Raw genomic sequence first — 23,336 nt, forward strand, 5'->3', positions numbered from 1 at the left:
GTTCGTACTTCATATTATGGGAGCTAATTTTTTCTTTTATTTTACCTAGAACGAGCGCACTTTCGCAAGAGGTCTAAGTTATAGTTTCACCAACCTTCAATCGCAATTTACGCACTCTGGCAAAAAAATACCGCAGCATTCGCAATGATATTCAACCCATTATCGAACAACTCACACGGGGAGAACTCCCAGGAGATCGAATTGCTGGAGTGGGTTATGCAGTCTTCAAGTTGAGAGTCCGAAATAGCGACACTCAAAAAGGTAAAAGTGGTGGATACCGTTTAATTTACTACGTCCAAACAGCAACGGGAATCATTTTGCTGACCCTTTACACCAAGTCCGAACAAGTCGATATTGCAGCAGAGGATATTCAGAACATTATTACAGAATACGAGCAGCAGCAGAGCGAAGATCGAGAGGATATCTAAGAGTTGGGGAATCTTGCGCCGTCGAATATGAGGTTTCGACATCTTCAGTGGTAAAATCCTTTTAATATTTTATTTGACAGAAATCCCTAATCCAAAACCCGCATTCTCTGGGAGAAAGCCACGATTTTGCAGACAAACCGGTTTTCTTTTTGCCTTAGTCCTACTGGTAAAACAACTGGCAATAATTAAGGATCGCAATGAATAACAGCTATCAAACTCCAGGAATTGCGTTTTTTGTTCTAAAACTCAAACAAAAGTTTATAGTTTGTAGGCAGGTTTAACCTCGTATAGCAACACGGACTGCTACTATACCTCGATTACTTTACCTCCTTATAATCAACTCCATAACTCGTATCTCTCCCCGACAAATACGTCGTTTTCCCCGTTAAAGTCTCAAGAGTTTTTTTCGTTTCAGCCGAAGTAATCGAATTCAGCGGCACGCCGAACTTGCTAGCCAAACCAGCGGCCACGCCCACACCTTGTCCTTGATAAATATTCACCGTCGCAATTCGCCCGACGGATACAGCCATACCCACATAACCGGACGATCGCCCTACAATGGCTAAATTATTCACTTTGCTAGCCAAAGCGCTTTCTATCCCGAAATTATAGACTGGCAGCGGCGGAATTCTCGCAGATAAATTCTTGACTCCGCCCCGCATATCGAAATCGTAGGAAAAACTGCCGATCGACTTTTCAGGTACTGTTCCCCCTTTGATAATCTCCTGCCCCGTCAGCGGATCTACAACATCGCGAACGTTCAAACTTTGCCTGATATAAATCTCGTCTGGAAGAAATACTCTCACATCTTTACCAGACTTCTTTTGTAGCCAGTATTGGAGAAATGACATTTCTCTAATCATTTCAGGAGTCGGTTTTCTGCCATTAGCTTCCATCTTCATGATTTGGTCAACTTGGTATTTAAACAGAAACCCGTTCCAGGACAGCACATTCTTGTTATAAACGCAGACATTGCCTTTATCAAAAAAGAATCCTTTATTTTGACTAAAGGGCAGCTTTCTGTCTATGTGATACGCTGCACCTATGGCTACGCTTCTGATGTCGTAGCCGTCTGTATATGGCTGATAAATCGTACTCCAGAAATTCCTCATCCAGAATTTTGTACTAGCCGGATCTTTAGATTTCATAATGCTTTCTTTAATCTTTTTTACCAAAGGCCGATTGTATAGAATTTCATCTTCTATACTGCGGAATTCGGACATCGTTATCCCTGTAATTCTCGGAACTACAGAGACTGCTAAAGTTTCATTTTTGGATTTTATATTCTGAGATTGATATCCTGTATAATAAGATAATCCGGCTTTTCTGGCTAATTCCGCGTCTTGAGTTACGTCAATAAAAGAGTTGGCTTTAATTCTTAATGTGCTGCCTTTGACTTCGGCATATTCGATTTTATTATCTACGACGTGGGGAGTAAGAGTGGAGTTGGAAATAACTCTGACTTTTGCTGCTGAAAGCATTTGCCTGAGAGCTTGATCTGCCCTTTTTGGGTCTAAGCAAGATTCGGGCGCATCCGCTTTATCTAAGAATTCCTTAAAACATTGGGCGTAGGGTTGGCGATACCAACCGGGGATTTTATCTACATCGATGTAAGCTAAACCGCCGCGGGTGAGTAACCCGCCCAAAGGTGCTCTTCCGTAGTTCGATCGCACGATCGCAACTTTGCCCTTTGCGCCTAAAGTTTTCTTCGCCCATATCGCTGCACATATCCCCGGTACTTCATCACCATATACTACTACATCGAACGTTTGCTCCGGTGATTTTTTGGGAGGTACCGGAGGCGGGCTGCTGGATTTTTGCTGCAGAGTTCCATTGTCTAAGGTGGCACTTGCTGGGTTTCTATTTGCGATATAATTTTCTATTTCTCTGAAAGGCGGATAATTAAGTAAAAGTTTTAGGGCGGCAAAGATGATTGCAATTGAAGCTAATTTCTTGAAAGTAGAGAGCATTCAGTTGACTCGTGGATAAATTTGCAATACCTGAAAGGGCAGCTCAGGGTTTACGGAGTTGAATATAGCACGTTTAGATAATTTCGACACAAGTTTAACTTTTCCGGGAACCGTGGTAAACGAATCTTCTCAACCCACACCTGGTGATGCTGTGCTTGGCAGCCAAAATGCTACAATTACATCAATCACAAATTGAAACATAAAAAACATGACTTTTGAGGCGGTTTTAAATCTTGTTAAGCACTTGTCTCTAGCCGAAAAGTTACGATTGATTAAGTGGATTGTTCCTGAAATAGAACGAGAATTAGTTGTTGGGCAGACTCCCCGCAAATCATTGTGGGGTTTATGTGCTGACTTGGGAATTGCACCCTCTGCCGCTGATATAGATGAAGCTCGCAGCGAAGAATGGGCGAATTTCCCAAGGGAGGATTTCTAATGCTGCGTGCTGTAGCTGATACTCATGCTGTGATCTGGTATATCTTTGCCGATTCACGACTTTCGGTGACTGCTAGAATGACAATAGAACAGATAGCTGCCGAGGGAAATCAGGTGGCTTTTTCATCAATTACATTAGCAGAAATTGTCTATCTGAGCGAGAGAGGGCGGATTAATTCAACTACTCTCGATCTATTAGTGAGAGAAGTTGAGAGCGATGATGCCTTATTGGTGGAAATTCCTTTCGATCGCAATATAGCTTTGACTTTAAGGCAAGTTGACCGATCGCAAATTCCCGATTTGCCCGATCGCATTATTGCTGCTACTGCTTTGTATCTTAATGTACCCGTTATTAGTCGCGATCGCCGGATTCAATTATCTAGTATAGACACAATTTGGTAAACCTGAGTCACTCGGCGCAAGTTGAAATTTTCCGGGAACGGTTGTTAGCGGTTTTGCCAGTGTTACTGGTTTGGGAGAGCAATTGATGTGGGTAAGGATGGGGAGTGCGATCGCATCTCAGATATCTGGTGTCGGGAAGGGCGATCGGCTACAATAATTTAAGAACAACAATTGAGTCACCTTAAACATACAGAAAAAATGGAAAAAGTTTTTGTACATCCTGAATGTCCTTTTTCAGAGAACACATTTAAGCTATTGACTGAATTTTATGAAAATCCCAGCTCAGATTTTTACATGGCATACAAAAGAGATTTCTTAAAATATGTAGAAGAGCCAGTCAAGTATATTTTAAGCCAGGTAGAAGAGGAGTTGCCTGATTTTATTAAAAAATATATAGAGAGCAAGCATGAGGGCTTTTCCCCCTTTCAAACAAAAGATGGGAAATCACCAAACCTCTACAGTGGAAAATACTCTTTTATCGGTAGGGACTCTTCCGCTTATGCTAAGTTAATTTTAAATATTGAAAACCACACCTTAACTTTTGGTTTGGGTTTGTATACAAAACACCCTCTTTTTAGCCTAATTTTATTTACTTACAAAAATATTTATAGAAATAACGGTAATTTAATCGCAATTCTTAAACGTTATAACCTTCCCAACAAACATCATTTTTATTTAGATAATTATACAAACCAGAGGGATTCTGAGAACGAAGAAAATTTCAACCGCATAATAATCAAACCTGAAAAATGTATTTATGAACTATTAGAAAGTATGTTGCTATTAAAAAAAGCAATGAGCTCTACCAAAAGTTGTGAAGGGTGTGAATTTTATAATATTCAAGTGGGCATATCACTTGACTCAGAGGAAATACTAAGATATTCTGCCAAACACTTAATCAAAAAAATAGCACAAACCTTCAAAAAAGTATTTCCATTATTTTTAATTTTCCGTTTCTACTCCTCGGTCAATCCTTTACTTTTTCTTCTCAGGCAATATCTTTCAGTATATGAAAAGGAATTTAACCCAATGTATCAACTCGAAAAAATTTCAAAAATTACAGGTTTTCAAACAACCCAACTAACCCAATGGATACACGCCATTAACCGCAAAGGCCAAACCATCATCCAAGGCCCACCCGGAACCGGAAAAACCTTTATAGCCGAAAAACTAGCCAAACACTTAATCGGCGGCGGTGACGGTTTCTCAGACATTATCCAATTTCACCCCGCCTACACCTACGAAGACTTTATCGAAGGCCTCCGCCCAATAACTCAAAACGGACAATTAACCTACTCAATAGTTCCCGGTAGATTCCTAGAATTCTGCGAAAAAGCCGAAGCCTGTGAAGACACTTGCGTTCTCATTATTGATGAAATTAATCGCGCAAATCTCTCTCAAGTCTTTGGCGAGTTAATGTATCTCCTAGATAACCGACAGGACACAAAACGCTTTATTACACTAGCCAGCGGTCAAAAGTTTAGAATCCCTGCAAATGTCCGCATTATCGGCACAATGAATACAGCAGACCGTTCTATTGCCTTAGTCGATAACGCAGTCCGCCGCCGCTTCGCATTCATTCCCGTCTATCCAAACTATGAAGTGCTGCGACAGTATCACCACAGAGAGGGAACAGGTTTTCCAGTTGATAAATTAACTAGCATTCTACAAAATGTCAATCGCGCAATTAACAACAAACACTATGAACTAGGCATCTCCTTCTTTTTGACAAAAACCTTATCTGAAGATATCCAAGACATTTGGCAAATGGAAATTGAGCCATACCTCGAAGAATACTTCTTTGATAACCTGGAAAAAATGGATGAGTTTCTCTGGGAGAATATCAAGAATAAATTGGGCTATTGACAATCTAACGCCGTCATTAACGCTGATACGGTGGCATTACTCCATCCACCAGAATTATGAAACCAGAATCCCGCCGAAGTATCGAACTTACAGAATATCAATTAGCAACTTTTGAACAAGACTCAATCCCCGAATCAGTAGGACAGAAAATATACCATAATTATGCCAAGGAAATAGATATAGAATTTCCCAACCCTAAAACTAAATATAAATGGCACTTAAAATCTAAAGGCAGAGTTGGCAACATCCCAATCACTCCAGAATTTCACATCGCCATCCGCCCCAAGGTTCCCATAAACAACCTCTTTGGAATGCTTGACTATGCCTACAACCTTAAGATAAAATTTCCCCAAGGCTCGATTCAGCGCCAATCTTTACAAGAAACTTACGAGAGATTAGCTAACATTCTTGCCCACAAAATTCTAGAACGCTGTCGCAAAGGATTATATCGCGATTACTTATCCAAAACAGAAAGACTCGCCTACATTCGCGGCCGCGTCGATTTGCGGTCAGCCCTGCAAAAACCTTGGGATGTTAAACTAAAATGCCACTATAACGAACAAACAGGCGATATCGAAGATAATCAAATTCTGGCTTGGACACTTTTCATCATTGGCAGCAGCGGTTTGTGCGGTGAATCTGTTTCATCCACTGTGCGAAAAGCGTTTCACGCACTCCAAGGATTTGTTACATTAAAACCTTTTAAATCAGAAGCTTGTATTGATAGAAATTATCACCGTTTGAATCAAGATTATCAACTTTTACACGCCTTATGTCGATTTTTTTTAGATAACACAGGGCCGAGTCACGAAACAGGCGATCGCGAAATGCTCCCTTTTCTCATAGACATGGCTAATTTATATGAACAATTTGTCGCTGAATGGCTCAAAGCAAATACACCAAAAGGCTTTTTTGTCAAACAACAACACCGAGTCACACATGACCAAAACTATTTCGATCGCATTGACTTACTGCTGTGCGATATTGCAACAAGTAAAGTCCTGTATGTCCTCGATACCAAATACAAAGCTCCCGATACAGTAGAGAGTGATGACCGTCATCAAATAGTTGCTTACGCCAATGCCTTAAAGTGCCAAAATGCAATTCTCGTCTACCCGCAAAACCTCAAACAGCCACTAGACATAAAACATGGCGATATCCGAGTTCGCAGTCTAACTTTTTCCCTAGATAGCGACCTGAATGAAGCCGGAAAAACCTTCTTAAAATCTCTACTTCCAAACACCCTCCCCTAACTCTACTCTGCGCCTTCTGCGCCCTCTGCGCTTCATTTGTTCACAAAAAAAGAGGCGCAATTGCGCCTCCCAAATCTTTCATGTCTGTGTTCTAAACACTAACAGCCACTTTCGCTTCTTTTGCGGTCAACTTCTCGTAAGTCGCCCGCATCTTCAATCCGACTAACACTTGGAACAAACCAGTTCCATTGTTGGAACCAGGATATTCGCGGTGCTGAAGTAACAGGTGAGTTAACTCGCCTTCATACTTTGCAGAAGTCTTGCTCAAATGGCTTTCGATGTAAATAACTTCTTCGAGATTCTCGAACTGACCATCTACTTCCAAAATCGAGACTTCGTGACCGTAGAAAGCATCGGGCCCGTAGTACATCTTAATTCCGGGATAGGAACAAGTCAGCTTGCGGCCGCAAGGAACCCAGTTAATTGTTGAACCTTCGTCAAACAAATACGCAGGCTCAAAATTGGCGATGCCTTCGCGCTGGATCATCTGCACGCGCAGAACTTTCCGCTCTTTGTCATCTTTGATCAAGTTGGTCGGCAATACTTGAATTACCACATCAGCATATTGCTTTTGCGGGTCGATGTAGGCCGTAAAATCAGGTTTGCGAGCATTGATCGCAAACAGCACGTCTTCGTAACGGTGGCCCCGTTCCGCCATGTCGCGCTGGATTTTCCAAGCAATTTTTACCTCGTCGCTGATGTCGAGGTAGACGCTGAAGTCCAGGAGCGATCGAACTCGCTCGTCGTAAAGGGGATGCAGCCCTTCAATCACAATCACATGATTCGGCTCTACCCGCTCAGGAGGATCGAGCAGACCGGTTTCGTGGTTGTAAATCGGCTTGTCGATCGCGTGACCTTCTTTGAGAGCCTTCATTTGCTCAGCCATCAGGTCAAAATTGTTGGCTCTGGGGTCAAGGGCTGTAATCCCTGTTTCCTTGCGCTGCTTGCGATCGAGACAATGATAGTCATCAAGGCAGATTACAGTAACGAAATCTTCCCCGAACAAATCTGTCAATCGGCGTAAAAAAGTAGATTTTCCGCATCCGGAATCTCCGGCAACGCCAATTAAAACCACGCGATCCGGCTTACTGGTCATAGTTTCCCTCTAACAAAATCACTGTTTACTAACTAACTCAAGTCTAGATTCCACAAAATTTCAGCCCGCAGGTAGCGGCAAGCAGGCTTTGTGCTGCTGTGCTACCCCGAGACGATCGAGTTCTCACCAGCATACAGCAGTGAGTTGACTGCCTGCCCGGGCAGACCCAAGCAATCTTCAAGGCAAGTAATTAATACTAACTTTAGTGGTTAATCTTACCAGAAGGCGTTCGCCCCCTACAAGCTCAACCTCATTAAAACTGCTCGAATCTTCCTTTCTCTGGTGGGGCGCTCCCCAAATCACAATGACTTATCGGGGCAGATCCCCCGATCGGGTAAAATATTGGCAGTACGCAGACAACAATAGCTATAGGTCAACAGCCGAACGCAAAGCGGGCTCGGTGAGCGCGGCGTTCGGCTAGTAGGGATTTGATAACGCGAGCGATCGCAACTTCAACACTCCTGCCGGCGTGGCGAGGCCCAAAAATTGGCGCGGCCAATTAGTCCCGATGGCCTTAAGAAAAAAGTAAATTGAGTCTAACGTCACATTCTCTTTCTTTATAACTCTGTATCGTGAAGGACAAGCAACAAATGTACAGCCCAAGCATATCTGGTGTTGCGGCAAACTCAGAATCAGGCAGCCGCATCTTTGTTTACGAAGTGGAGGGTATGCGTCAGAGCCAAGCAACTGACCAAATAAGTAACCCGATTCGCCGTAGCGGCAGCGTATTTATCTCCGTACCCTACGATCGCATGAATCAGGAAATGCGCCGGATTGCTCGGATGGGTGGCAAAATTATCAGCATCCGCCCCTCAAATAGCGCTCCCGAAACAAATGGCAAAGTCGCACCAGAAGCAGGGCTACAGAGTCAGAAATCTGGAGAAAAAACTAAGCCCATGACTCAAGCCAAGGAAAAAGTTCAGGTTCCTGTTAACCTCTACAAACCGGCCAATCCCTATATTGGTAAGTGCATTTCTACAGAAGAATTAGTCAGAGAAGGCGGCGAAGGCACAGTCCGTCACGTCAAATTTGACATTTCTGGAGGCAAGTTACACTATCTCGAAGGTCAAAGTATCGGGATTATTCCCGATGGCACGGATAAAAACGGCAAACCCCACAAAATTCGGCTTTATTCGATCGCCTCCACCCGTCACGGAGACGATGTAGACGACAAAACAGTTTCTCTGTGCGTCCGCCGCCTAGAGTACAAAAGCCCAGAAACTGGTGAAAAAGTCTTTGGTGTTTGTTCGACTTTTCTCACCGGTTTGCAACCTGGAGATGATGTCAAAATCACCGGCCCCGTAGGCAAGGAAATGCTGTTACCCGACGACGAAGAAGCCACCATTATTATGATGGCTACCGGTACGGGTATTGCTCCTTTCCGGGCTTATTTGTGGCGGATGTTTAAAGAAAACAATCCCGATTACAAGTTCAGAGGTTTAGCTTGGCTGTTCTTTGGAGTTGCTTACACTCCCAACATTCTCTATAAGGAAGAGTTGGAGCAATTGCAGCGCGAGTTCCCCGATAATTTCCGCTTGACTTATGCCATCAGCCGCGAACAAAAAAATGTTGACGGCGGCAAGATGTACATTCAAAACCGGATTCAAGAGAACGCAGACCAATTGTGGGAATTGGTTCAAAAGCCGAATACTCACACTTATATCTGCGGTTTGAAGGGTATGGAAGGCGGAATTGATGAGGGAATGTCGGCCGCGTCTAGCAAGCACGGTGTTGAGTGGGCCGCCTATCAGAAACAGTTGAAGAAAGAGCACCGTTGGCACGTTGAAACTTATTAATGTGTTACCTGATTTAATCTGATTTGTAGGGTGGGCTTGGCTCGCCCTACAATTTTTGAAGCAGTTTTGAGTCTTGAGGGGCTGATTCACCCCAGACAAGTGTAAAATATACAGTAAGCTCACCGAAAAAGGGAGATAACTGACATGGTTATAACTTCTACCCAAAAACTCACCTTTGAAGAATATCTGAACTATCAGGGAGAATCGGGTGTGTGTTATGAATTATATCGGGGCAATCTGATCGAAATGCCAACACCTACAGCAATACATATCAAAATTTGTGAATTTTTAGTTTATCAGTTCCGGCGCTTCTTTGCAGCACACAACCTACCCATAGTTGCAATTGTGACTACCGCAGTCCGAACTGAGGAAAACTCTTCTCGCATTCCTGATGTGGTGATTTGCACTCAGAGTCTGTGGGAACAAGTCTGCGCGCAACCAGGTTCCGCAGTGCTAGATTTTGAAGAAAAACCGCTGTTAGTTATCGAAGTTACCAGCCCAAATTGGCGGGATGACTACATCCGTAAACGGGCAGAATATGACTTAATTGATATTCCTGAATATTGGATTGTAGACCCAAATCAACCGAAAATACGAGTATGCAGTCGCCCGGAAAATGAAGGCAGCTATTCTCATCAGGAATTTTTGCCGGGACAGCAAGTTCAGTCTGTACAGTTCGCTGAATTTATTTTATCGGTTAATCAAGTGCTATGTCCGCCCCTAGTTGAAGATTTAATTCGAGAAGAACAAGCACAGCTACAGCAACTAGGACAGCAAAATGAGCAACTAGAACAGCAAAATGAGCAACTAGAACAGCAAGTTAATGCCGAAAGGCAGCGGGCCGAAAGATTGGCGCAGCGGCTGCGAGAAATGGGGATAGAGATGGATACAGAACTTTAAATTGCCATGTAAAATCTGGATTAATTAGTCATGTAGATCCCGGACTTTTTTAAGAAGTCGGGTCTCAGGGTATTCAGTGAAGCCGCGGTTATCATACAATGATTCTAGATGAAGTGAGTTTCTACGGGTCAAAGTCGTGGCTTTCAAAATTGGTTTGCTAGGTTTGGGTACAGTTGGCGCGGGAACAGCAGAGATTTTGCTCTCCCCAGATGGCCGCCATCCGCTGTTGCAGGAATTGGAAATCTATCGGGTGGGAGTGCGCGATATTTCTCGAACTCGGTCTTTACAATTGCCAGAAAATGTGCTGACAACTGACCTAGAAGCGATCGCAACTGACCCGGAAATTGATATTGTAGTAGAATTGATTGGCGGATTGGAACCGGCGCGATCGCTCATTCTGCAAGCTATTGCCAGCGGCAAGCACGTCGTCACTGCCAACAAAGCAGTTATCGCCCGCTACGGAAATGAAATCTTCGAGGCCGCTAACAAAAAAGGCGTTTACGTAATGCTAGAAGCTGCTGTCGGCGGCGGCATTCCAGTCATTCAAACCCTCAAACAATCCTTAGTTGCAAACCGCATTCAAACTGTCACCGGCATCGTCAACGGCACAACTAATTACATCCTGACGCGGATGCAAACAGAAGGCGCAGACTTTGCCGAAGTGCTCGCCGACGCTCAGCAATTAGGGTATGCTGAAGCTGACCCCACAGCAGATGTAGATGGATTAGATGCGGCCGATAAAATTGCTATCTTAGCCTCGCTAGCTTTTGGCGGACGCATCAAATTAGCTGATGTTCACTGCGAAGGTATCAGAAAAGTTAGTGCGGCGGATATTGACTACGCCGACAAGCTGGGATTTGTGATTAAATTATTGGCGATTGCTCAAGAAACCTCCCGCTACAATGGCAAGCAAGCGGAGGGAGAAAGCGAACTGCTGTCCATTCGAGTGCATCCGAGTTTTGTGCCGAAAACTCATCCGCTGGCGAGTGTTAACGGGGTTTACAATGCCATTTTAGTCGAAGGAGAGCCGATCGGGCAATTGATGCTGTACGGGCGCGGCGCCGGTGCGGGCCCCACAGCTAGCGCCGTAGTATCCGACATCATGAATGTAGCGGCCATCCTGAAAACAGAAACTGTTCCGATTCCTCATCCTTTGCTGAGTTGCAGTCACCAACACTACTGCAAAATTGCTCCGATGCAGGAACTTGTTACTCGCTTTTACGCCCGTTTTTTAACCCACGATACTCCGGGGGTAATTGGCAAACTAGGCACTTGTTTCGGCAACCACAAAGTTAGTTTAGAATCAGTTGTGCAGACGGGAATTCACGGCGATTTAGCAGAAATTGTCGTCGTGACTCACGATGTTAGGGAAGGTAATTTTCAACAAGCACTCGATGAAATTCGCGCGATGGAAGCAGTCGATAGTATTGCTAGCACGTTGCGAGTTTTGTAAAAGTGATTTGCTAGGGGCGGGTTTCACATACAATATTTGCTACTAATAAGTGACAATCTATAAAACCCGCCCTCTCACTCTATTCTCGACCTCTGGGTGCATCGGCGTCAATCCCTTGTCCGGGGCGGTTAATACTTTCTCTTTTTTTAACCGCAGATACAGGCAGATTAACACAGATTAACGCAGATGAATTAGATCGATTCCCGTTGCAGCGTCGGTGATTGTTGACCCTTCGGCGAAGCTGAGCGGGCATAGCTTTTGACTGGATTTTACGCCCGACGATACTACCGGATTTGATATTATATAGAATATTTGCCAATCATTGATTATCTCTAAAACCCGTCCTCTCACTCCCCCAATGGTAAATGTCATGTAGATTTTTGCCATTTGATACAAGTAAAAGTTAATTGAGATTATTCGTTGTGCGGTGGCGGGTTTATGTAGATTTTTTGTACTTATTCAATATTGTTGGTAAAACCGGCGGCTACCAGATAATGAAAGGAACAGAATTCGATTTCGTCGATCGCAAAACGGGAAGGCACTTGCTAGATTCTCTCTACGAAAAGTTTGCAAAACCCCAACTGCACGATACTTTTAAACCCAATAATCCTTCAATTTACATTCGGCACCAGGAAGGGCAAGTTATTGATGGAAATTATATCATAACAAAAGTGTTTGAAGACTCTCGCACTGGTTTTTATGCTGAAAGTCGCGTCCCCATTTCTGGCAATCATCCACCTGTTTTAGTGATTCGCGGCTACGGTTCTTGGTATCCTTTCGATCGCGTTTTGGAAGATACGCCCGATGTATTTATGGCAAAACTAGAACGACAGTTAAAATCGGCGCAAACTGCGGGTGCTATTGATTGGATAAAGCAGCAATTTCACAGCGGGAATCCGCCCGATGTCATCGGAGAAAGTTTGGGGGGCAAAGTTGCTCAGCAAATAGCAGCAAAATACCCGGATTATATTAGATCCACTGTAGTTTTTAATTCTTTGGGCGTTTCGGAAAAGTTAGCTAAAACTTCCACCGCTAAGAATGTTTTTCACTATTTTACTTTAGGCGAAAGGTATGCTTTCTGGGCAAATGAAGGCGATTACATACCGGGGACGATTTTTGTGATTTCCCAGAAGGGGAAAAGCTGTTGTTATAAAATCGAGGAGACGATCGTCCGAATGGCGCGTTTTGAAGGCAAGTTTCTCAAAAGGCGCGCGATTGTGGCAATATTGGCTCAGTTGCTTTTGCTAAATAGACACAATGCGATCGTCCTCAACAAGCGGCGGTCAGTAGTCGTTCAGATCGATCGCACTCAATTGCAAATTTTCCGAAAAAAGCGCTTTGTTTAAACTCAGACAGAATTGCTTCAGGCGGCAGATGCCTGATTTTCCCGCGCTGCGACGGCGAGAACCAGACAAAGTGCTGCGATCGCTTTTTCCCATTCTTGCTTTACAGCGGTAGGTTGAACCTCATCAAAGGTGCTAACTAAACGAGGGATCGCTCGTTCTAATGCCTGTCTGGGAATTGATTTGTGCAGATCAACTAAACGAATTAAACTTTCTTGATTCTTCAAAAAACCGATTACCCATTTCGTAGTATGATCGGGACTCTCAGGGACGTTTTTAATTCCTAGTTCTGTTTGCAACCAGTCGTAAAAAGACGGCAGCTTTTGAGCTAAAACAGTTCCAGCAGTAGGCAAAGTTTCTTTGAGTAAAGCAGTATCCAGACTTGCGAATAATTGATTGAATTCCGGTGAATCGAGCAAGCTGGTTAATGGCAGTGAAAGCAGCGCTTCTGAAGCGTCAGGGGATACATTTAAAGTCCGCGAAAATGTTTGCAGCATTGGAAAGTCTCTGGTATTGATGACTTTTTTAGCCTAACAATCACGCGAATCAATGAATATGAGCTACCTCATATTAGCAAAATTATAAGATCTCGATCCCCAAAGAAGCCTCTAAATCTAGCTGCGTGCCTCTGCGGTTAATAATTTCCCATTGAATATTCTACACAAATTCTCCCTTAGCAACCATTACCACCTTACCACCCACCAAAACAGTTATTTCCCCTTCATTTTTGGCGGCTTGTAACAACAGCAAAGAAGGTCGAGCGATTTCATAACCCTGCTCAACTCTGACATCAATCTTTGCTTCCCCATAATAATCATGTTCTACCAAATATCCTGCCAAACAGCCGTTAGCACTGCCAGTCGCCGGATCTTCTGGAATTCCTAATGAATGGGCAAAAACTCGCACGTTTAAATCATTAATATCGCTGTAGGTTTCTGGGCAAAATATCAAAATTTCTTTCGCTTCCATTGTCTCAACTAGCTCAAAATATTTATCTAAGTTGACTTGAGCTTTTTTGAGCGAGGCGAGAGTTTTTAATGGGACAATTATAAACGGCACTCCCGTAGAAACTTCTTGAATTGGGAAGTTTGCATCAATTTCATCGGGTGCTAAATTCAGGACATTGGCCAGAGTTTCTGCTGATAAAACTTGACCAAAACTAGGCGGGTTTTGTCGCATCCACAAAATATCTGCCGATTCATTGTGATAATTAAAAGTAACTGGAATTTGACCGACGGCTAGATTGAGAATTACTCGATCGACCTTTTCGCGAATAATCTCTTGCTGCAACACAAACGCCGTGCCCAAAGTCGGATGACCGGCAAAGGGCAATTCCTTCTTGGGCGTGAATATCCGCACGTCATAGCCGCCATCTCGCGGATCGGGCGATCGAATAAACGTAGTTTCTGAATAATTGATTTCCCTCGCTATCAGGAGCATTTGCGCCTCAGATAGTTCGGCAACTCCTGCACCGCAAAATACAGCTAGTTGGTTGCCAGCATATTTTGACTCCGCAAACACGTCAACTATATAAAAATTCACATTTCCCTCGTTCAACAGTAGTTTGTGTAGCAGCGGTTTCAACCGCCTCCTCCTTATAAAAGAAGTTTGTAACTTGCTATTTCAAACAGCGAATTGCTTCCAACATTCCCCTGGCTTTATTGAGCGTTTCTTCGTACTCCATATCCGGGTTAGAATCTGCCACCAAACCAGCACCTGCTTGCACAGAAACCGAATGTTTGTCACCACCTAAAGAACGAACAACCATAGTCCGAATTGCGATCGCACTATTCAATTGCCCCTCAAAATCATAATACCCGTAAACCCCAGAATACGGCCCCCGGCGACAACCTTCCAACTCGTGCACAATCTCCATCGCCCGAATCTTCGGAGCACCGCTAACCGTACCTGCAGGAAAACCAGCTTTCAACAAATCCCAAGCTGTCTTATCCTGGGCCAATTCTCCCACCACATTGCTCACAATGTGCATGACGTGAGAATAACGCTCAATTTCCATTAATTCGTCAACTTTTACAGTACCGTTTCGGCAAACTCTGCCTAAATCGTTCCTGCCCAAATCAACTAACATGACGTGTTCCGCAATTTCCTTGGGATCTTGAAGCAATTCAGCAGCCAAAGCATCATCTTCTTGAGGAGTTTTACCCCGGCGACGAGTGCCGGCGATTGGTCGCAAAGTCGCTATCTTTTTGCCATCAGCAGCGTTTTCCGCTTTCACCATAATTTCGGGACTCGAACCGATAATCTGCCAATCTCTAAAATTAAAATAAGCCATGTACGGAGAAGGATTTATGAGACGCAAAGATCGGTAAAGTGCAAAAGAATCGCCACTGTATTCAGCTTCGAGTCGCTGCGAAATAACTACTTGAAAAATATCTCCGGCTTTGATATAATCCTTCGCTTTTAAGACATTGGCACAATACTTTTCACGGGTAATATTGCTCGTGTAAGCCAATTCTGTATTTCCGGTTGGGGAACGGGCATCTTGCCCGTCATTGGGAGGTGTCCATTCTATTAGAGTAGATTGCCGGGAAAGCGGCGATTGCAACTTCTGAACTAACTTGCCAACGCGATCGCACGCTTGCTGATAAGCATCTGCCAAATCAACGCCAACCTCGCGCAAATCCGCATAGGCGACGACCCAAATTTTCCGCTTCACCTGGTCGAAAATCAGCAAATTATCCACCTGCATCCACAACCCATCCGGCAAATCATTCTCGCTTGCTGGATGCACTGGAACTCGCGGTTCTATCCACTTAATTAACTCGTAACCCCAAAAACCGAATAACCCGCCAATTCCCGGCGGTAACTGCGGCAATTTCACCGGTTGATAAGACTCCAAACACTCGGTTAAAGCTACAAACGGATCGCCCGTAAATACTTTTTCGGAACCGTCACGGTAAACTTGAGTTGTGCGATCGCCCTTTGCCTCCAAAATCCACAACGGATCGCACCCTAAGAAACTATAACGCCCAAGTTTTTCCCCACCTTCCACCGACTCCAGCAGAAAACTGTAAGGTTGACCCGCACAAACCCGATACCACGCAGACACCGGCGTATCCAAATCAGCAACCCATTCTTGATACACGGGTACAAAATTGCCTTGTGTCGCCAGTTCCGAAAATTGTGAGAAATCGGGAAATATCATATATATCAGAAGGAAGAAGGAAGAGGGAAGAAGAAAGAAAGAAGAAGGAAAATGCAATCCTGGCAATAATTTCAGCGATTAAAAGCGTCCTACCCGTCTTGGGCTCAATAAACAAAAGACGGAAAGCAACAGCCATGAGGCTGCTGGTACTCGCCAACTGCCATCACCGCCATCGGTTTGAGCGCGCGCAGCCCCTCTTGCAAACACCAGCGAAACAAACTTGCGTAACGCACCGGCAAGTGGAAAGAAACCTGTGCTTCGGAGTTCGACGCGGCCGCCCCCAAAAGTAAAGCCTGCATATCCGCCTCAGTTTCCGCGACGCTGTGGCTCAAAGCCGACACCGCACAAGTATAAGCCACAATCCGACCTTGTTTGCAAGCAACCCAAGGAGAAAAGAAATTCAGGGCGTACTCAATATCGCTAGTTCGATCGCACCTGTATAATTTCTTGCACAAAGCCGTACATTCACCAACATCCTCACTAGCCATCGGTCGCACCTCAAACCCATGGTGCGGCTGGCTGCGAAACTTTCCTTCCATTAACACGAAAGATTCCTTCACCTCAAAACCCAAAGAAGCGTACAGCGACAGCGACGCCATATTAAAAGATTCCTGAACCAAACGGATGCCCACAGCGTCCTGTCCCCGTTCCAGCAAAGCTTTCATGATTTCCCGTCCCGTGCCGCGGCCTTGAAAAGTTCGATCGACACTGACGGGCCCGATACCACGAATCGGGTTGCGTTCGTCCATAAATCCGCACCCGACAACGACACCGGAACTCTCGGCTACGATGCCAAAAAACAACAGACTTTCGATTAGCAAGCTACTTATTTTGGTTGCAAACTCCAGCGTCGGAAAATCTGTAGGGAACAAGTGGCGATCGGAAATATCTTTAAAAGCTTCATAAGTAATGCCAGCGCAAACATCGATATCAGAAGGCTGCGCTCGCCTGATTGCAACATTCATTTTTAATTTAACGATTAACTTTTAATAAAATTAGAAGTTTGCAGTAGTATTTTGGCGCTGCGGGCTTAGCCTCCCGCGCCAGAATACTACTGCAAAAACAAGTTTACAAGCTGAGCCTTTCAAGGCAATATTAGCTATGTTTTGCTCAGCGATGCAGTCATAGTTTAAGGATCGAAAGTCTTCTTGCCGCTGAACTTCAGCTTAGCCGGATTGGGATTGCTGCCAATATTGCGGTCAATCTTACCGTTGTAGGGACGACCTTCGTTCACCTTTTCAGGGAACACGCCATCTTTGGGATGCAGGTACTCAGTAGAACCGTCGGGAAACACGCGGTAAATTTTGTAGTTCGAGATTTTGAATTTAGCCCGCAGTTGCTGGCCGCCCAAAGCGATGCACTGCTCCTTGCGGGGCAGATACAGCAAGTTGTCGCCTTGACGCATGATTGCAGCGCCGCCTGTAGGCATTTCAAACACCTGTTCCTTGGGGCTAGTCCAAGTGATCGCGTACTTCTCTTCAACTAGCGCCTTGGTCAGCAAGCCGCCGGTGCTGCCGCCGAAAAGAGGGGGTTGTCCAGTGAGTTCTTCTGCCATAAACATATCCAAAGGATTTTTACGGCATCCTATCATCATGACGCGACACTGCTGTCGAAATTGTAAGGAAAGTTAACAGTTTTTGGGCGATCGATCTCTTCTGATAATTGATAATTAGTAATTAATAATTGATAATTGGTAATTTACACCAAAGTTATAAAACAAAATTAGGCAGCACGAATCCCGAAAAAATAATCAAACAAAAATAGCAATTATTCGGGTGCTTGTGGGCCCCCAAATAATCGCACATTCTCCCAATTTTCCTCCACAAGCGATGATCGAAAAATTTACCGCGTCAACCCTAAGTCAAGAACCAATTAGGGTCATAGCCGCGGGGAATTTGGCTCAAAGCAGTCCAAGTTTCTTGATTGACAATCCCGTTGGCCTGAATCCCAAAGCTTTTTTGAAATGCGCGAACAGCTTTGTCCGTCAAAGTAGCAAAGTCGCCGTCAATTTCACCACCATAATGGTTGGAAGTTTTGAGAACTTCCTGAACAGTAGCGACTGCTTCCCCAGAACTGCCTAATTTGAGTATCGGCATATTAACTGGAGCAGCAGTATAAAGCGCCTGCCAAGTCAGCGGCCCGACAATGCCATCCGGTGACAAGAAAACCCGAAACTGAAACAGTTTCACAGAAAATTCAACTGCTTTGTTAAAAATTCCTTTAGCAGGCTGTCGGTAAAGGTGCAACTTGGTTAGCAGTTGTTCTAGTTCCAATACCGCTTTACCTTGAGAACCTAATTGTAGTTGTGGCTTTTTGGCTATAGGTTGAGTAGATTTCATCTGGATTGTAGGTGACATAATCGGTTTTGCTAACCTCTAGGTTTGAGTATTCTTATGGAAAAAAACTTTTTCCGGGCGAAACATTTGCCTTCTCAAATTTTCTCGAATCAACACTGGCGTCGGCAGTGCCTCAACAGATTCGAGCAACCTTTACCATCTCGCGACTTGTGGACAGGAGACTTATACCCTTTTAGATTTTAGATTTTAGATTGGGCATGACTGATTACTATCGGGGTTTGCAGCTTACGTACAGTTGGATTCTTTGTTTAAACTGATATTAATTTTCGGCAGCCTCCCTAGGTACTCTGTCGCCAAACCCGGTTTAAGACGGCAAGCGCATCCTGAATCTGCTTTGATACTTTTGATTTTAAAGCTGAACACCGCGTGGCCACATCTCCTTTAAGGCTGATCTCACAGGGTGAGGATTGAGGGTGATATCCTTTCCGTTTGCATCGGAATTATTCATCTCTCTCTTCTCTTTCTCTGCGAGCTCTGCGTTCTCTGTGGTTAAATCATTCCGATGCAATCGGCATTAATATTAGTCGTTAAGTCCGACAGGGGTTTCAACCCCTGCCTCATAGCTCAAGTCGTCTCAAGACGACTGTAGATTAGTATTTGATATCAAGTCCGGCTTAAATAGCGCCTCCTATCAAATTTGTTAGCATCGAAAGTATTCCTATCTCTCTTCTCGATCTCTGCGTGAATCCGCGTCAATTCCTTGTCCGGGGCGGTTAATACATTCTCTTTTTTTCACCGCAGATACAGGCAGATAAACACAGATTCACGCAGATGAATTAGATCAATTCCGGTTGCACCATCCGTGGTTGACTGTTGACTGGATTTTACTATTTCGATGCTACCGCAATTGATATGAGAGAGGGTGTAGCAGCGGAGGCTGGTTCTGCTGCGAAAACTTTTCTGTGCTATCGTATCTCGGTCGATCGATTAATATCGATTCCGGTTGCACCGTCCGTCATTGTTGACTGTTCACTGTGAGTCAAGAAAATGAAAATTGCGCGAATTATTTGTTGGCAGCTTGATTCGACTTTACGCCCGACTCCGGAAGCGCGGATTTGATATCATTCCAGCGCAGCCGGATTTGATATAACTCGATCGATATTTGCGCGCTCAGACGCCCACAAACCCGGTTTTTTACAGTATATTCCATGTAAATTTAGTACGGATAAACAGGGTTTTGAGCAACAGAATCAGTAATGATGCGAGAACTGTAAAGAAACCAGGTTTTGCGCGGTGTACTTCATAAACCTTGAATACGCGGTATTAATTAAGTCTAAACAGTGGGAATAGTAAAGTGAAATTCACTTCCTCGGTCTTTTCCTGCGGAATCTACCCAAATTTTACCGCCCCAGCCAGCAACAATCTGTTTGCAAATTGCCAATCCCAAACCGGTACCGCCTGCGCTGCGGCGCAAAGCTCCTTCTTCTTGATAAAATCGATCGAACACTACTTTTAAACTGTTCGCCTCGATTCCCCTCCCCGTATCGGCTACGAGCACTTCCACCATCCGAGAACCGTTGCATTTCGCTCTTATGGTGACGCTTCCTTGAGGTGTGGTGAATTTGCAAGCGTTGTCTAGCAGTTTGGAGAGCACCTCCACCAACCACTCTCCGTCAGCTTGCACTAAAGGCAATTCTGCGGACACTTCGGCGATAATTTCCGGTAACTGTCGATCGAGTCCGCCCCCCGATCGCACGCTGCTAAGGGCCAAATCAACGCATTCTTGCAGCGTCAGCGATTCTACATTCCATTGAACTCGCCCGCTTTCTAAGTGAGAAAGAGTTAAGAAATCCTGCACGAGTTTTCGCATTCTATCGGCATCGCCGAGGGCAGTTTCTAACATGATTTGCCGCAATTCTGGGGGCATATCTGGTTCGGAGTTCAAGCTTTCCAAACAAACTTGAATCGTAGAAAGAGGGGTGCGGAGTTCATGTCCGGTGATGGCAATTAGATTGCTGCGAGTGCGGTCTAATGCTTCTAATTGTTGGTTGAGTTCTTCTAAATGAGCGTAGGTTTCTGCTTGAATTAAGGCCGCTCCGAGTTGGGTGGCGATTGCCTCTACTAAAGCAATTTCGTCTTCTTCCCAAGCCAAAGTCGATCGACACTGGTGCATTTCCACCATGCCCAAAACCCGCCCCTGATAAAGCACTGGCACCATTAGCCAAGAGACAATTTGCCAATTTTTTACAGTTTTTTCCAGGAATTGTGTATTGACAATCAGGGGGTGTTGTGCAGTGTCTTGGATGTAAACTCGCTCTTGCCGCGCCACCGCGTCACTCCATATTGGATTTTCCTGCAACAGCCAAGTCTGATCCAGCATGGAACTAGCGCCCGGCCCCAAAAACTCGCGATCGATTTTGACCGCCACATCTGCGGTCTTGCACCGATAAATCAAACATCGGCTTGCTGACAGGGCAGTGCCCAGTTCTTGAACTGCAACTTCGACGATTTCTTGTGGGTTGAGAGACTGCCGCATTGCCGTGGTAATTAAGTTTACCAGGCGTTCTTTGCGTTCCTGGGCGGCGATGGCGGCGTATGCTTTGAGCAGTTTGTGCTGGCCTGCTTGCAAGTAGGTTACTAAGCGCTCGGTAAAAGCGTCGCTCAATTTTGGATTGGGAATTTTTGAGCTTTTTCCCGTACTTATGTCGGGTTTGGCGGCTTTGGAAGTGGCGGATTTCCTCGTTTTTTTCGGTGTTTTGAGCTTGTAAGTAGTTCGCGCTCGATCGATCTTTTCGGCCAATTCCGGGCGATAATTGACAATTCTATCGAGCAACAATGCGGCAGCTTTGGAGCTGACCTCGCGATCGAACGTCCAAATTCCTTCAAATCTGCGAGCTTGATCCATCAACAGTGGCCCGCCATCGTCCTGGTTGTCGATCGGCACAATTTTTTCTTGACAAATCAGGCAAGTTGAGTAGTGCTGCCCCAGCACCACTAAGTGCCACTCTTTACTCAATCCGTCCTCCGGTGCAAACGCCACAGTTTCGTGACATTCCGAGGAATTTTTAAAGTCAGTTTCCGGTGCAGCCAGCACGTATACCTGAGACGAGCGTGAGGCAATTCGCCGGTAGCGGTGAGCTTCCTGGCGGTAGAAGCGCTCTCGCTGAAAGCTGGCAATCACTAGCGGTTCGTCGTCTGAACCCGCCAAAACTAAGTCTTCCATCGCGTGAGACAAGGCTGTCATGGAAGATTTGAAATAAATTTGTGCCCGCAGTTGGGGCAAAGCTTGCAGAAGTTCTGCCAGTAGCGAAATAGGGACGATCATCTAGCCTTAAACGTGCATTTTTGCCGATGACAAAACAGGATCGATAGGAGGTTTAGAGCGATCCCTTTTCAGTATCTGATACATTTATGCTTCATAACACGACTGTTTAAGTCATATCATTTAGACGAATCTAAGCAGAGGTATGCCTCCAAGACCTTGAGTTCATCCCAAAGTCACCTGTTTTTACCTCTAGGTTTTGACGCCAACTCATCTATTCAGGGTTCGATTCGGGCGTTAGCACTCTCACCATTCAGACTTGTTAGGCACCGCTTCCGGATCTCTTGCATTATACTATTCTTGAGCTATTTGATATCAATGCTATCTTTATCGGTTTTTGGCGAATCGGTTTTTGGCGATCGATCTGGCTAATCGGCAATTAAACTTTCAAAAATCACAAGTAATTGGCCATTAGCTAAAAACTAACGGCCAATTATTTTGAGGACTTATATCCAATCTGGTTAGATTCGGAATGATGCCAAGGATGCTCGGAAAATTATTATTCCGATGAAGCGCGGAAACGATTTTCACCAAAATCTATGAAGAAAAAGGGTTTCGGACACCTAGCTTGTAAGTCCTATATTTTTTTTGAGGCATAGCGCCTAAGTATAAATGCTGCGGCTGTGGTTGTATTAGGCTAGTTCGCCCCCTTCGTCGCTGCCACCGGGAGATGATTTGTAGAGAGCATCTAATTGTTCGCGGGCGTCTTGGACAGTCAGCGAACGCATCACTAACAGCGGCTCATTGACAACATTTCCGTGTTCGTCTAAAAGTTCTGGATGCGGTACAGATTGAGAGCGAGGATAGGATGCGTAGGGATTATTTGCCCTGAACTGTTGAGGGCGCTGGGACTCCATACCAACGGTGACTAGACTGCGGATTAAGTTACCGACCGCCAGAAAGGCAAGAACGGTAAAAGCTAAAATATAAAGCAAGTGCAACATTATCTTCTCCTCCGGGCTAAACAGCCACACAGCAATTTACAAAAGTGTTTCAGCAAGTAATAACTTATTAACTGGAAATCTGTTTGAGGTTGTCAAGTGGGCCGCCACATTTCCCAAGGTTGGGGATTTGACTGCAAATTTAACTTGAACTCGCTTCCTTATTTTCCAGGGGGAGCTGACTGCCATGAGCGAAAGCGTGCCGATACTTGCCAGCATTCGGCGAGCTGTCTGTGCCACGGCATCAGTGCTGCTGTTTCAATCCCAACTTGACCCCCGGTTGCTTGAAATAGAGCTTTTGCTGCGCCTACTTCTTGCTGAGCCTGTTTGACTCGCGCCAGCAAGTCAGATTGATCTTCCTCGCTGAGAAAGGGAATTTCCTCAGTTTCTAAGAGCTTTGCCGATCGGTCGAACCAGTAATTGAAATCCTCTAACAGCGGTTCCAGTAACGCTTTGAGCAATTCTGGCTCGGGCAAGTTGGAATTAAGCATGGATCAAAATTGGGTTATTTATCTATTATAGTCTTAGACGGTCTTTACAAATTGTAACATATTTTTAACAAAAATTCAATAATTTAATAACAATTAGCCCGTGGGTGTGAATAAATTTAACTGTGCCAGCAGCGATTTTTGAGTCGAAATCCCCAAATTGTGCAATATCGGCTCAGA

The 23,336-nt window shown here is 44.7% G+C and carries 20 protein-coding genes; 9 read left to right on the forward strand and 11 right to left on the reverse strand.

Features of this window, described 5'->3' with window-relative positions; all coding sequences use genetic code 11:
• Positions 1-149 precede the first annotated feature (149 nt).
• On the forward strand, positions 150-428 hold the full coding sequence (locus tag QUA03_RS21090) for a type II toxin-antitoxin system RelE/ParE family toxin (RefSeq protein ID WP_445304866.1): 279 nt from the start codon (positions 150-152) through the stop codon (positions 426-428).
• 317 nt (positions 429-745) lie between these two features.
• Here the strand turns inward: QUA03_RS21090 and QUA03_RS21095 are convergent, their stop codons facing one another.
• On the reverse strand, positions 746-2,398 hold the full coding sequence (locus QUA03_RS21095) for an FAD-dependent oxidoreductase (RefSeq protein ID WP_333214652.1): 1,653 nt from the start codon (positions 2,396-2,398) through the stop codon (positions 746-748).
• 208 nt (positions 2,399-2,606) lie between these two features.
• Between QUA03_RS21095 and QUA03_RS21100 the strand changes: the two genes are divergently transcribed.
• The 4 genes from QUA03_RS21100 to QUA03_RS21115 all read left to right on the forward strand — a co-directional run bounded on the left by QUA03_RS21100 (position 2,607) and on the right by QUA03_RS21115 (position 6,354).
• Complete coding sequence (locus QUA03_RS21100) at positions 2,607-2,834, forward strand: hypothetical protein (RefSeq protein WP_333214654.1); 228 nt, start codon at positions 2,607-2,609, stop codon at positions 2,832-2,834.
• Positions 2,834-3,235, forward strand: a complete 402-nt coding sequence (locus tag QUA03_RS21105; protein ID WP_333214655.1) for a type II toxin-antitoxin system VapC family toxin — start codon at positions 2,834-2,836, stop codon at positions 3,233-3,235. The genes QUA03_RS21100 and QUA03_RS21105 overlap by 1 nt, the downstream gene beginning before the upstream one ends.
• 198 nt (positions 3,236-3,433) lie before the next feature.
• A complete protein-coding gene (locus tag QUA03_RS21110; RefSeq protein WP_333214657.1) occupies positions 3,434-5,101 on the forward strand; it encodes an AAA family ATPase in 1,668 nt (555 codons plus the stop codon).
• 56 nt (positions 5,102-5,157) lie between these two features.
• Positions 5,158-6,354: a 5-methylcytosine restriction system specificity protein McrC gene (locus tag QUA03_RS21115; protein ID WP_333214659.1), complete on the forward strand. Its 1,197-nt coding sequence runs from the start codon at positions 5,158-5,160 to the stop codon at positions 6,352-6,354.
• A 91-nt stretch (positions 6,355-6,445) separates the two neighbouring features.
• Here the strand turns inward: QUA03_RS21115 and QUA03_RS21120 are convergent, their stop codons facing one another.
• On the reverse strand, positions 6,446-7,450 hold the full coding sequence (locus tag QUA03_RS21120) for a phosphoribulokinase (protein WP_333035850.1): 1,005 nt from the start codon (positions 7,448-7,450) through the stop codon (positions 6,446-6,448).
• Positions 7,451-8,040: 590 nt separating this feature from the next.
• Between QUA03_RS21120 and petH the strand changes: the two genes are divergently transcribed.
• The 4 genes from petH (at position 8,041) to QUA03_RS21140 (ending at position 12,945) form a co-directional block, all read left to right on the forward strand.
• Positions 8,041-9,246 carry a ferredoxin--NADP reductase gene (gene petH, locus QUA03_RS21125; RefSeq protein WP_333214661.1) on the forward strand — a complete coding sequence of 402 codons (1,206 nt, stop codon included), beginning with the start codon at positions 8,041-8,043 and terminating at the stop codon, positions 9,244-9,246.
• A gap of 144 nt (positions 9,247-9,390) precedes the next feature.
• The gene (locus QUA03_RS21130) at positions 9,391-10,146 is read left to right on the forward strand and encodes a Uma2 family endonuclease (protein WP_333214663.1); all 756 of its coding nucleotides are present in this window, start codon (positions 9,391-9,393) and stop codon (positions 10,144-10,146) included.
• A 136-nt stretch (positions 10,147-10,282) separates the two neighbouring features.
• Complete coding sequence (locus tag QUA03_RS21135; RefSeq protein ID WP_333214665.1) at positions 10,283-11,599, forward strand: homoserine dehydrogenase; 1,317 nt, start codon at positions 10,283-10,285, stop codon at positions 11,597-11,599.
• Positions 11,600-12,006: 407 nt separating this feature from the next.
• On the forward strand, positions 12,007-12,945 hold the full coding sequence (locus tag QUA03_RS21140) for a hypothetical protein (RefSeq protein ID WP_333214667.1): 939 nt from the start codon (positions 12,007-12,009) through the stop codon (positions 12,943-12,945).
• Positions 12,946-12,962: 17 nt separating this feature from the next.
• On the opposite strand, the gene QUA03_RS21145 is transcribed toward QUA03_RS21140, so the two are convergent.
• The 9 genes from QUA03_RS21145 to QUA03_RS21185 all read right to left on the reverse strand — a co-directional run bounded on the left by QUA03_RS21145 (position 12,963) and on the right by QUA03_RS21185 (position 23,159).
• Positions 12,963-13,439: a hypothetical protein gene (locus QUA03_RS21145; RefSeq protein WP_333214669.1), complete on the reverse strand. Its 477-nt coding sequence runs from the start codon at positions 13,437-13,439 to the stop codon at positions 12,963-12,965.
• A gap of 160 nt (positions 13,440-13,599) precedes the next feature.
• Positions 13,600-14,484, reverse strand: a complete 885-nt coding sequence (locus tag QUA03_RS21150; RefSeq protein ID WP_333214697.1) for a PhzF family phenazine biosynthesis protein — start codon at positions 14,482-14,484, stop codon at positions 13,600-13,602.
• 76 nt (positions 14,485-14,560) lie between these two features.
• Complete coding sequence (gene trpE / locus QUA03_RS21155) at positions 14,561-16,108, reverse strand: anthranilate synthase component I (RefSeq protein ID WP_333214671.1); 1,548 nt, start codon at positions 16,106-16,108, stop codon at positions 14,561-14,563.
• A gap of 104 nt (positions 16,109-16,212) precedes the next feature.
• On the reverse strand, positions 16,213-17,073 hold the full coding sequence (locus QUA03_RS21160; RefSeq protein WP_333214673.1) for a GNAT family N-acetyltransferase: 861 nt from the start codon (positions 17,071-17,073) through the stop codon (positions 16,213-16,215).
• A gap of 164 nt (positions 17,074-17,237) precedes the next feature.
• Positions 17,238-17,663 carry a photosystem I reaction center subunit II PsaD gene (locus QUA03_RS21165; RefSeq protein WP_332956926.1) on the reverse strand — a complete coding sequence of 142 codons (426 nt, stop codon included), beginning with the start codon at positions 17,661-17,663 and terminating at the stop codon, positions 17,238-17,240.
• 301 nt (positions 17,664-17,964) lie between these two features.
• Entirely contained in the window at positions 17,965-18,465 is a 501-nt protein-coding gene (locus QUA03_RS21170; RefSeq protein ID WP_333214676.1) for a peptidoglycan-binding protein, read from the reverse strand.
• 1,273 nt (positions 18,466-19,738) lie between these two features.
• On the reverse strand, positions 19,739-21,730 hold the full coding sequence (locus QUA03_RS21175) for a DICT sensory domain-containing protein (RefSeq protein ID WP_333214678.1): 1,992 nt from the start codon (positions 21,728-21,730) through the stop codon (positions 19,739-19,741).
• A gap of 629 nt (positions 21,731-22,359) precedes the next feature.
• A complete protein-coding gene (locus QUA03_RS21180) occupies positions 22,360-22,671 on the reverse strand; it encodes a DUF2973 domain-containing protein (RefSeq protein WP_333106625.1) in 312 nt (103 codons plus the stop codon).
• A gap of 158 nt (positions 22,672-22,829) precedes the next feature.
• Positions 22,830-23,159, reverse strand: coding sequence for a DUF2605 domain-containing protein (locus QUA03_RS21185; protein WP_333214680.1), 330 nt, complete (start codon positions 23,157-23,159; stop codon positions 22,830-22,832).
• Positions 23,160-23,336: the final 177 nt, after the last annotated feature.

It is taken from the genome of Microcoleus sp. S36b_A4 (assembly GCF_036700645.1).
Taxonomy (GTDB): domain Bacteria; phylum Cyanobacteriota; class Cyanobacteriia; order Cyanobacteriales; family Microcoleaceae; genus Microcoleus.

What these genes read in the sequence shown, in the direction of transcription:
- QUA03_RS21095 (WP_333214652.1), bottom strand. Translation starts at nt 2,398, where the DNA reads ATGCTCTCTACTTTCAAGAAATTAGCTTCAATTGCAATCATCTTTGCC.
- QUA03_RS21100 (WP_333214654.1), top strand. Translation starts at nt 2,607, where the DNA reads ATGACTTTTGAGGCGGTTTTAAATCTTGTTAAGCACTTGTCTCTAGCC.
- QUA03_RS21105 (WP_333214655.1), top strand. Translation starts at nt 2,834, where the DNA reads ATGCTGCGTGCTGTAGCTGATACTCATGCTGTGATCTGGTATATCTTT.
- QUA03_RS21110 (WP_333214657.1), top strand. Translation starts at nt 3,434, where the DNA reads ATGGAAAAAGTTTTTGTACATCCTGAATGTCCTTTTTCAGAGAACACA.
- QUA03_RS21115 (WP_333214659.1), top strand. Translation starts at nt 5,158, where the DNA reads ATGAAACCAGAATCCCGCCGAAGTATCGAACTTACAGAATATCAATTA.
- QUA03_RS21120 (WP_333035850.1), bottom strand. Translation starts at nt 7,450, where the DNA reads ATGACCAGTAAGCCGGATCGCGTGGTTTTAATTGGCGTTGCCGGAGAT.
- petH (WP_333214661.1), top strand. Translation starts at nt 8,041, where the DNA reads ATGTACAGCCCAAGCATATCTGGTGTTGCGGCAAACTCAGAATCAGGC.
- QUA03_RS21130 (WP_333214663.1), top strand. Translation starts at nt 9,391, where the DNA reads ATGGTTATAACTTCTACCCAAAAACTCACCTTTGAAGAATATCTGAAC.
- QUA03_RS21145 (WP_333214669.1), bottom strand. Translation starts at nt 13,439, where the DNA reads ATGCTGCAAACATTTTCGCGGACTTTAAATGTATCCCCTGACGCTTCA.
- trpE (WP_333214671.1), bottom strand. Translation starts at nt 16,108, where the DNA reads ATGATATTTCCCGATTTCTCACAATTTTCGGAACTGGCGACACAAGGC.
- QUA03_RS21160 (WP_333214673.1), bottom strand. Translation starts at nt 17,073, where the DNA reads ATGAATGTTGCAATCAGGCGAGCGCAGCCTTCTGATATCGATGTTTGC.
- QUA03_RS21165 (WP_332956926.1), bottom strand. Translation starts at nt 17,663, where the DNA reads ATGGCAGAAGAACTCACTGGACAACCCCCTCTTTTCGGCGGCAGCACC.
- QUA03_RS21170 (WP_333214676.1), bottom strand. Translation starts at nt 18,465, where the DNA reads ATGTCACCTACAATCCAGATGAAATCTACTCAACCTATAGCCAAAAAG.
- QUA03_RS21175 (WP_333214678.1), bottom strand. Translation starts at nt 21,730, where the DNA reads ATGATCGTCCCTATTTCGCTACTGGCAGAACTTCTGCAAGCTTTGCCC.
- QUA03_RS21180 (WP_333106625.1), bottom strand. Translation starts at nt 22,671, where the DNA reads ATGTTGCACTTGCTTTATATTTTAGCTTTTACCGTTCTTGCCTTTCTG.
- QUA03_RS21185 (WP_333214680.1), bottom strand. Translation starts at nt 23,159, where the DNA reads ATGCTTAATTCCAACTTGCCCGAGCCAGAATTGCTCAAAGCGTTACTG.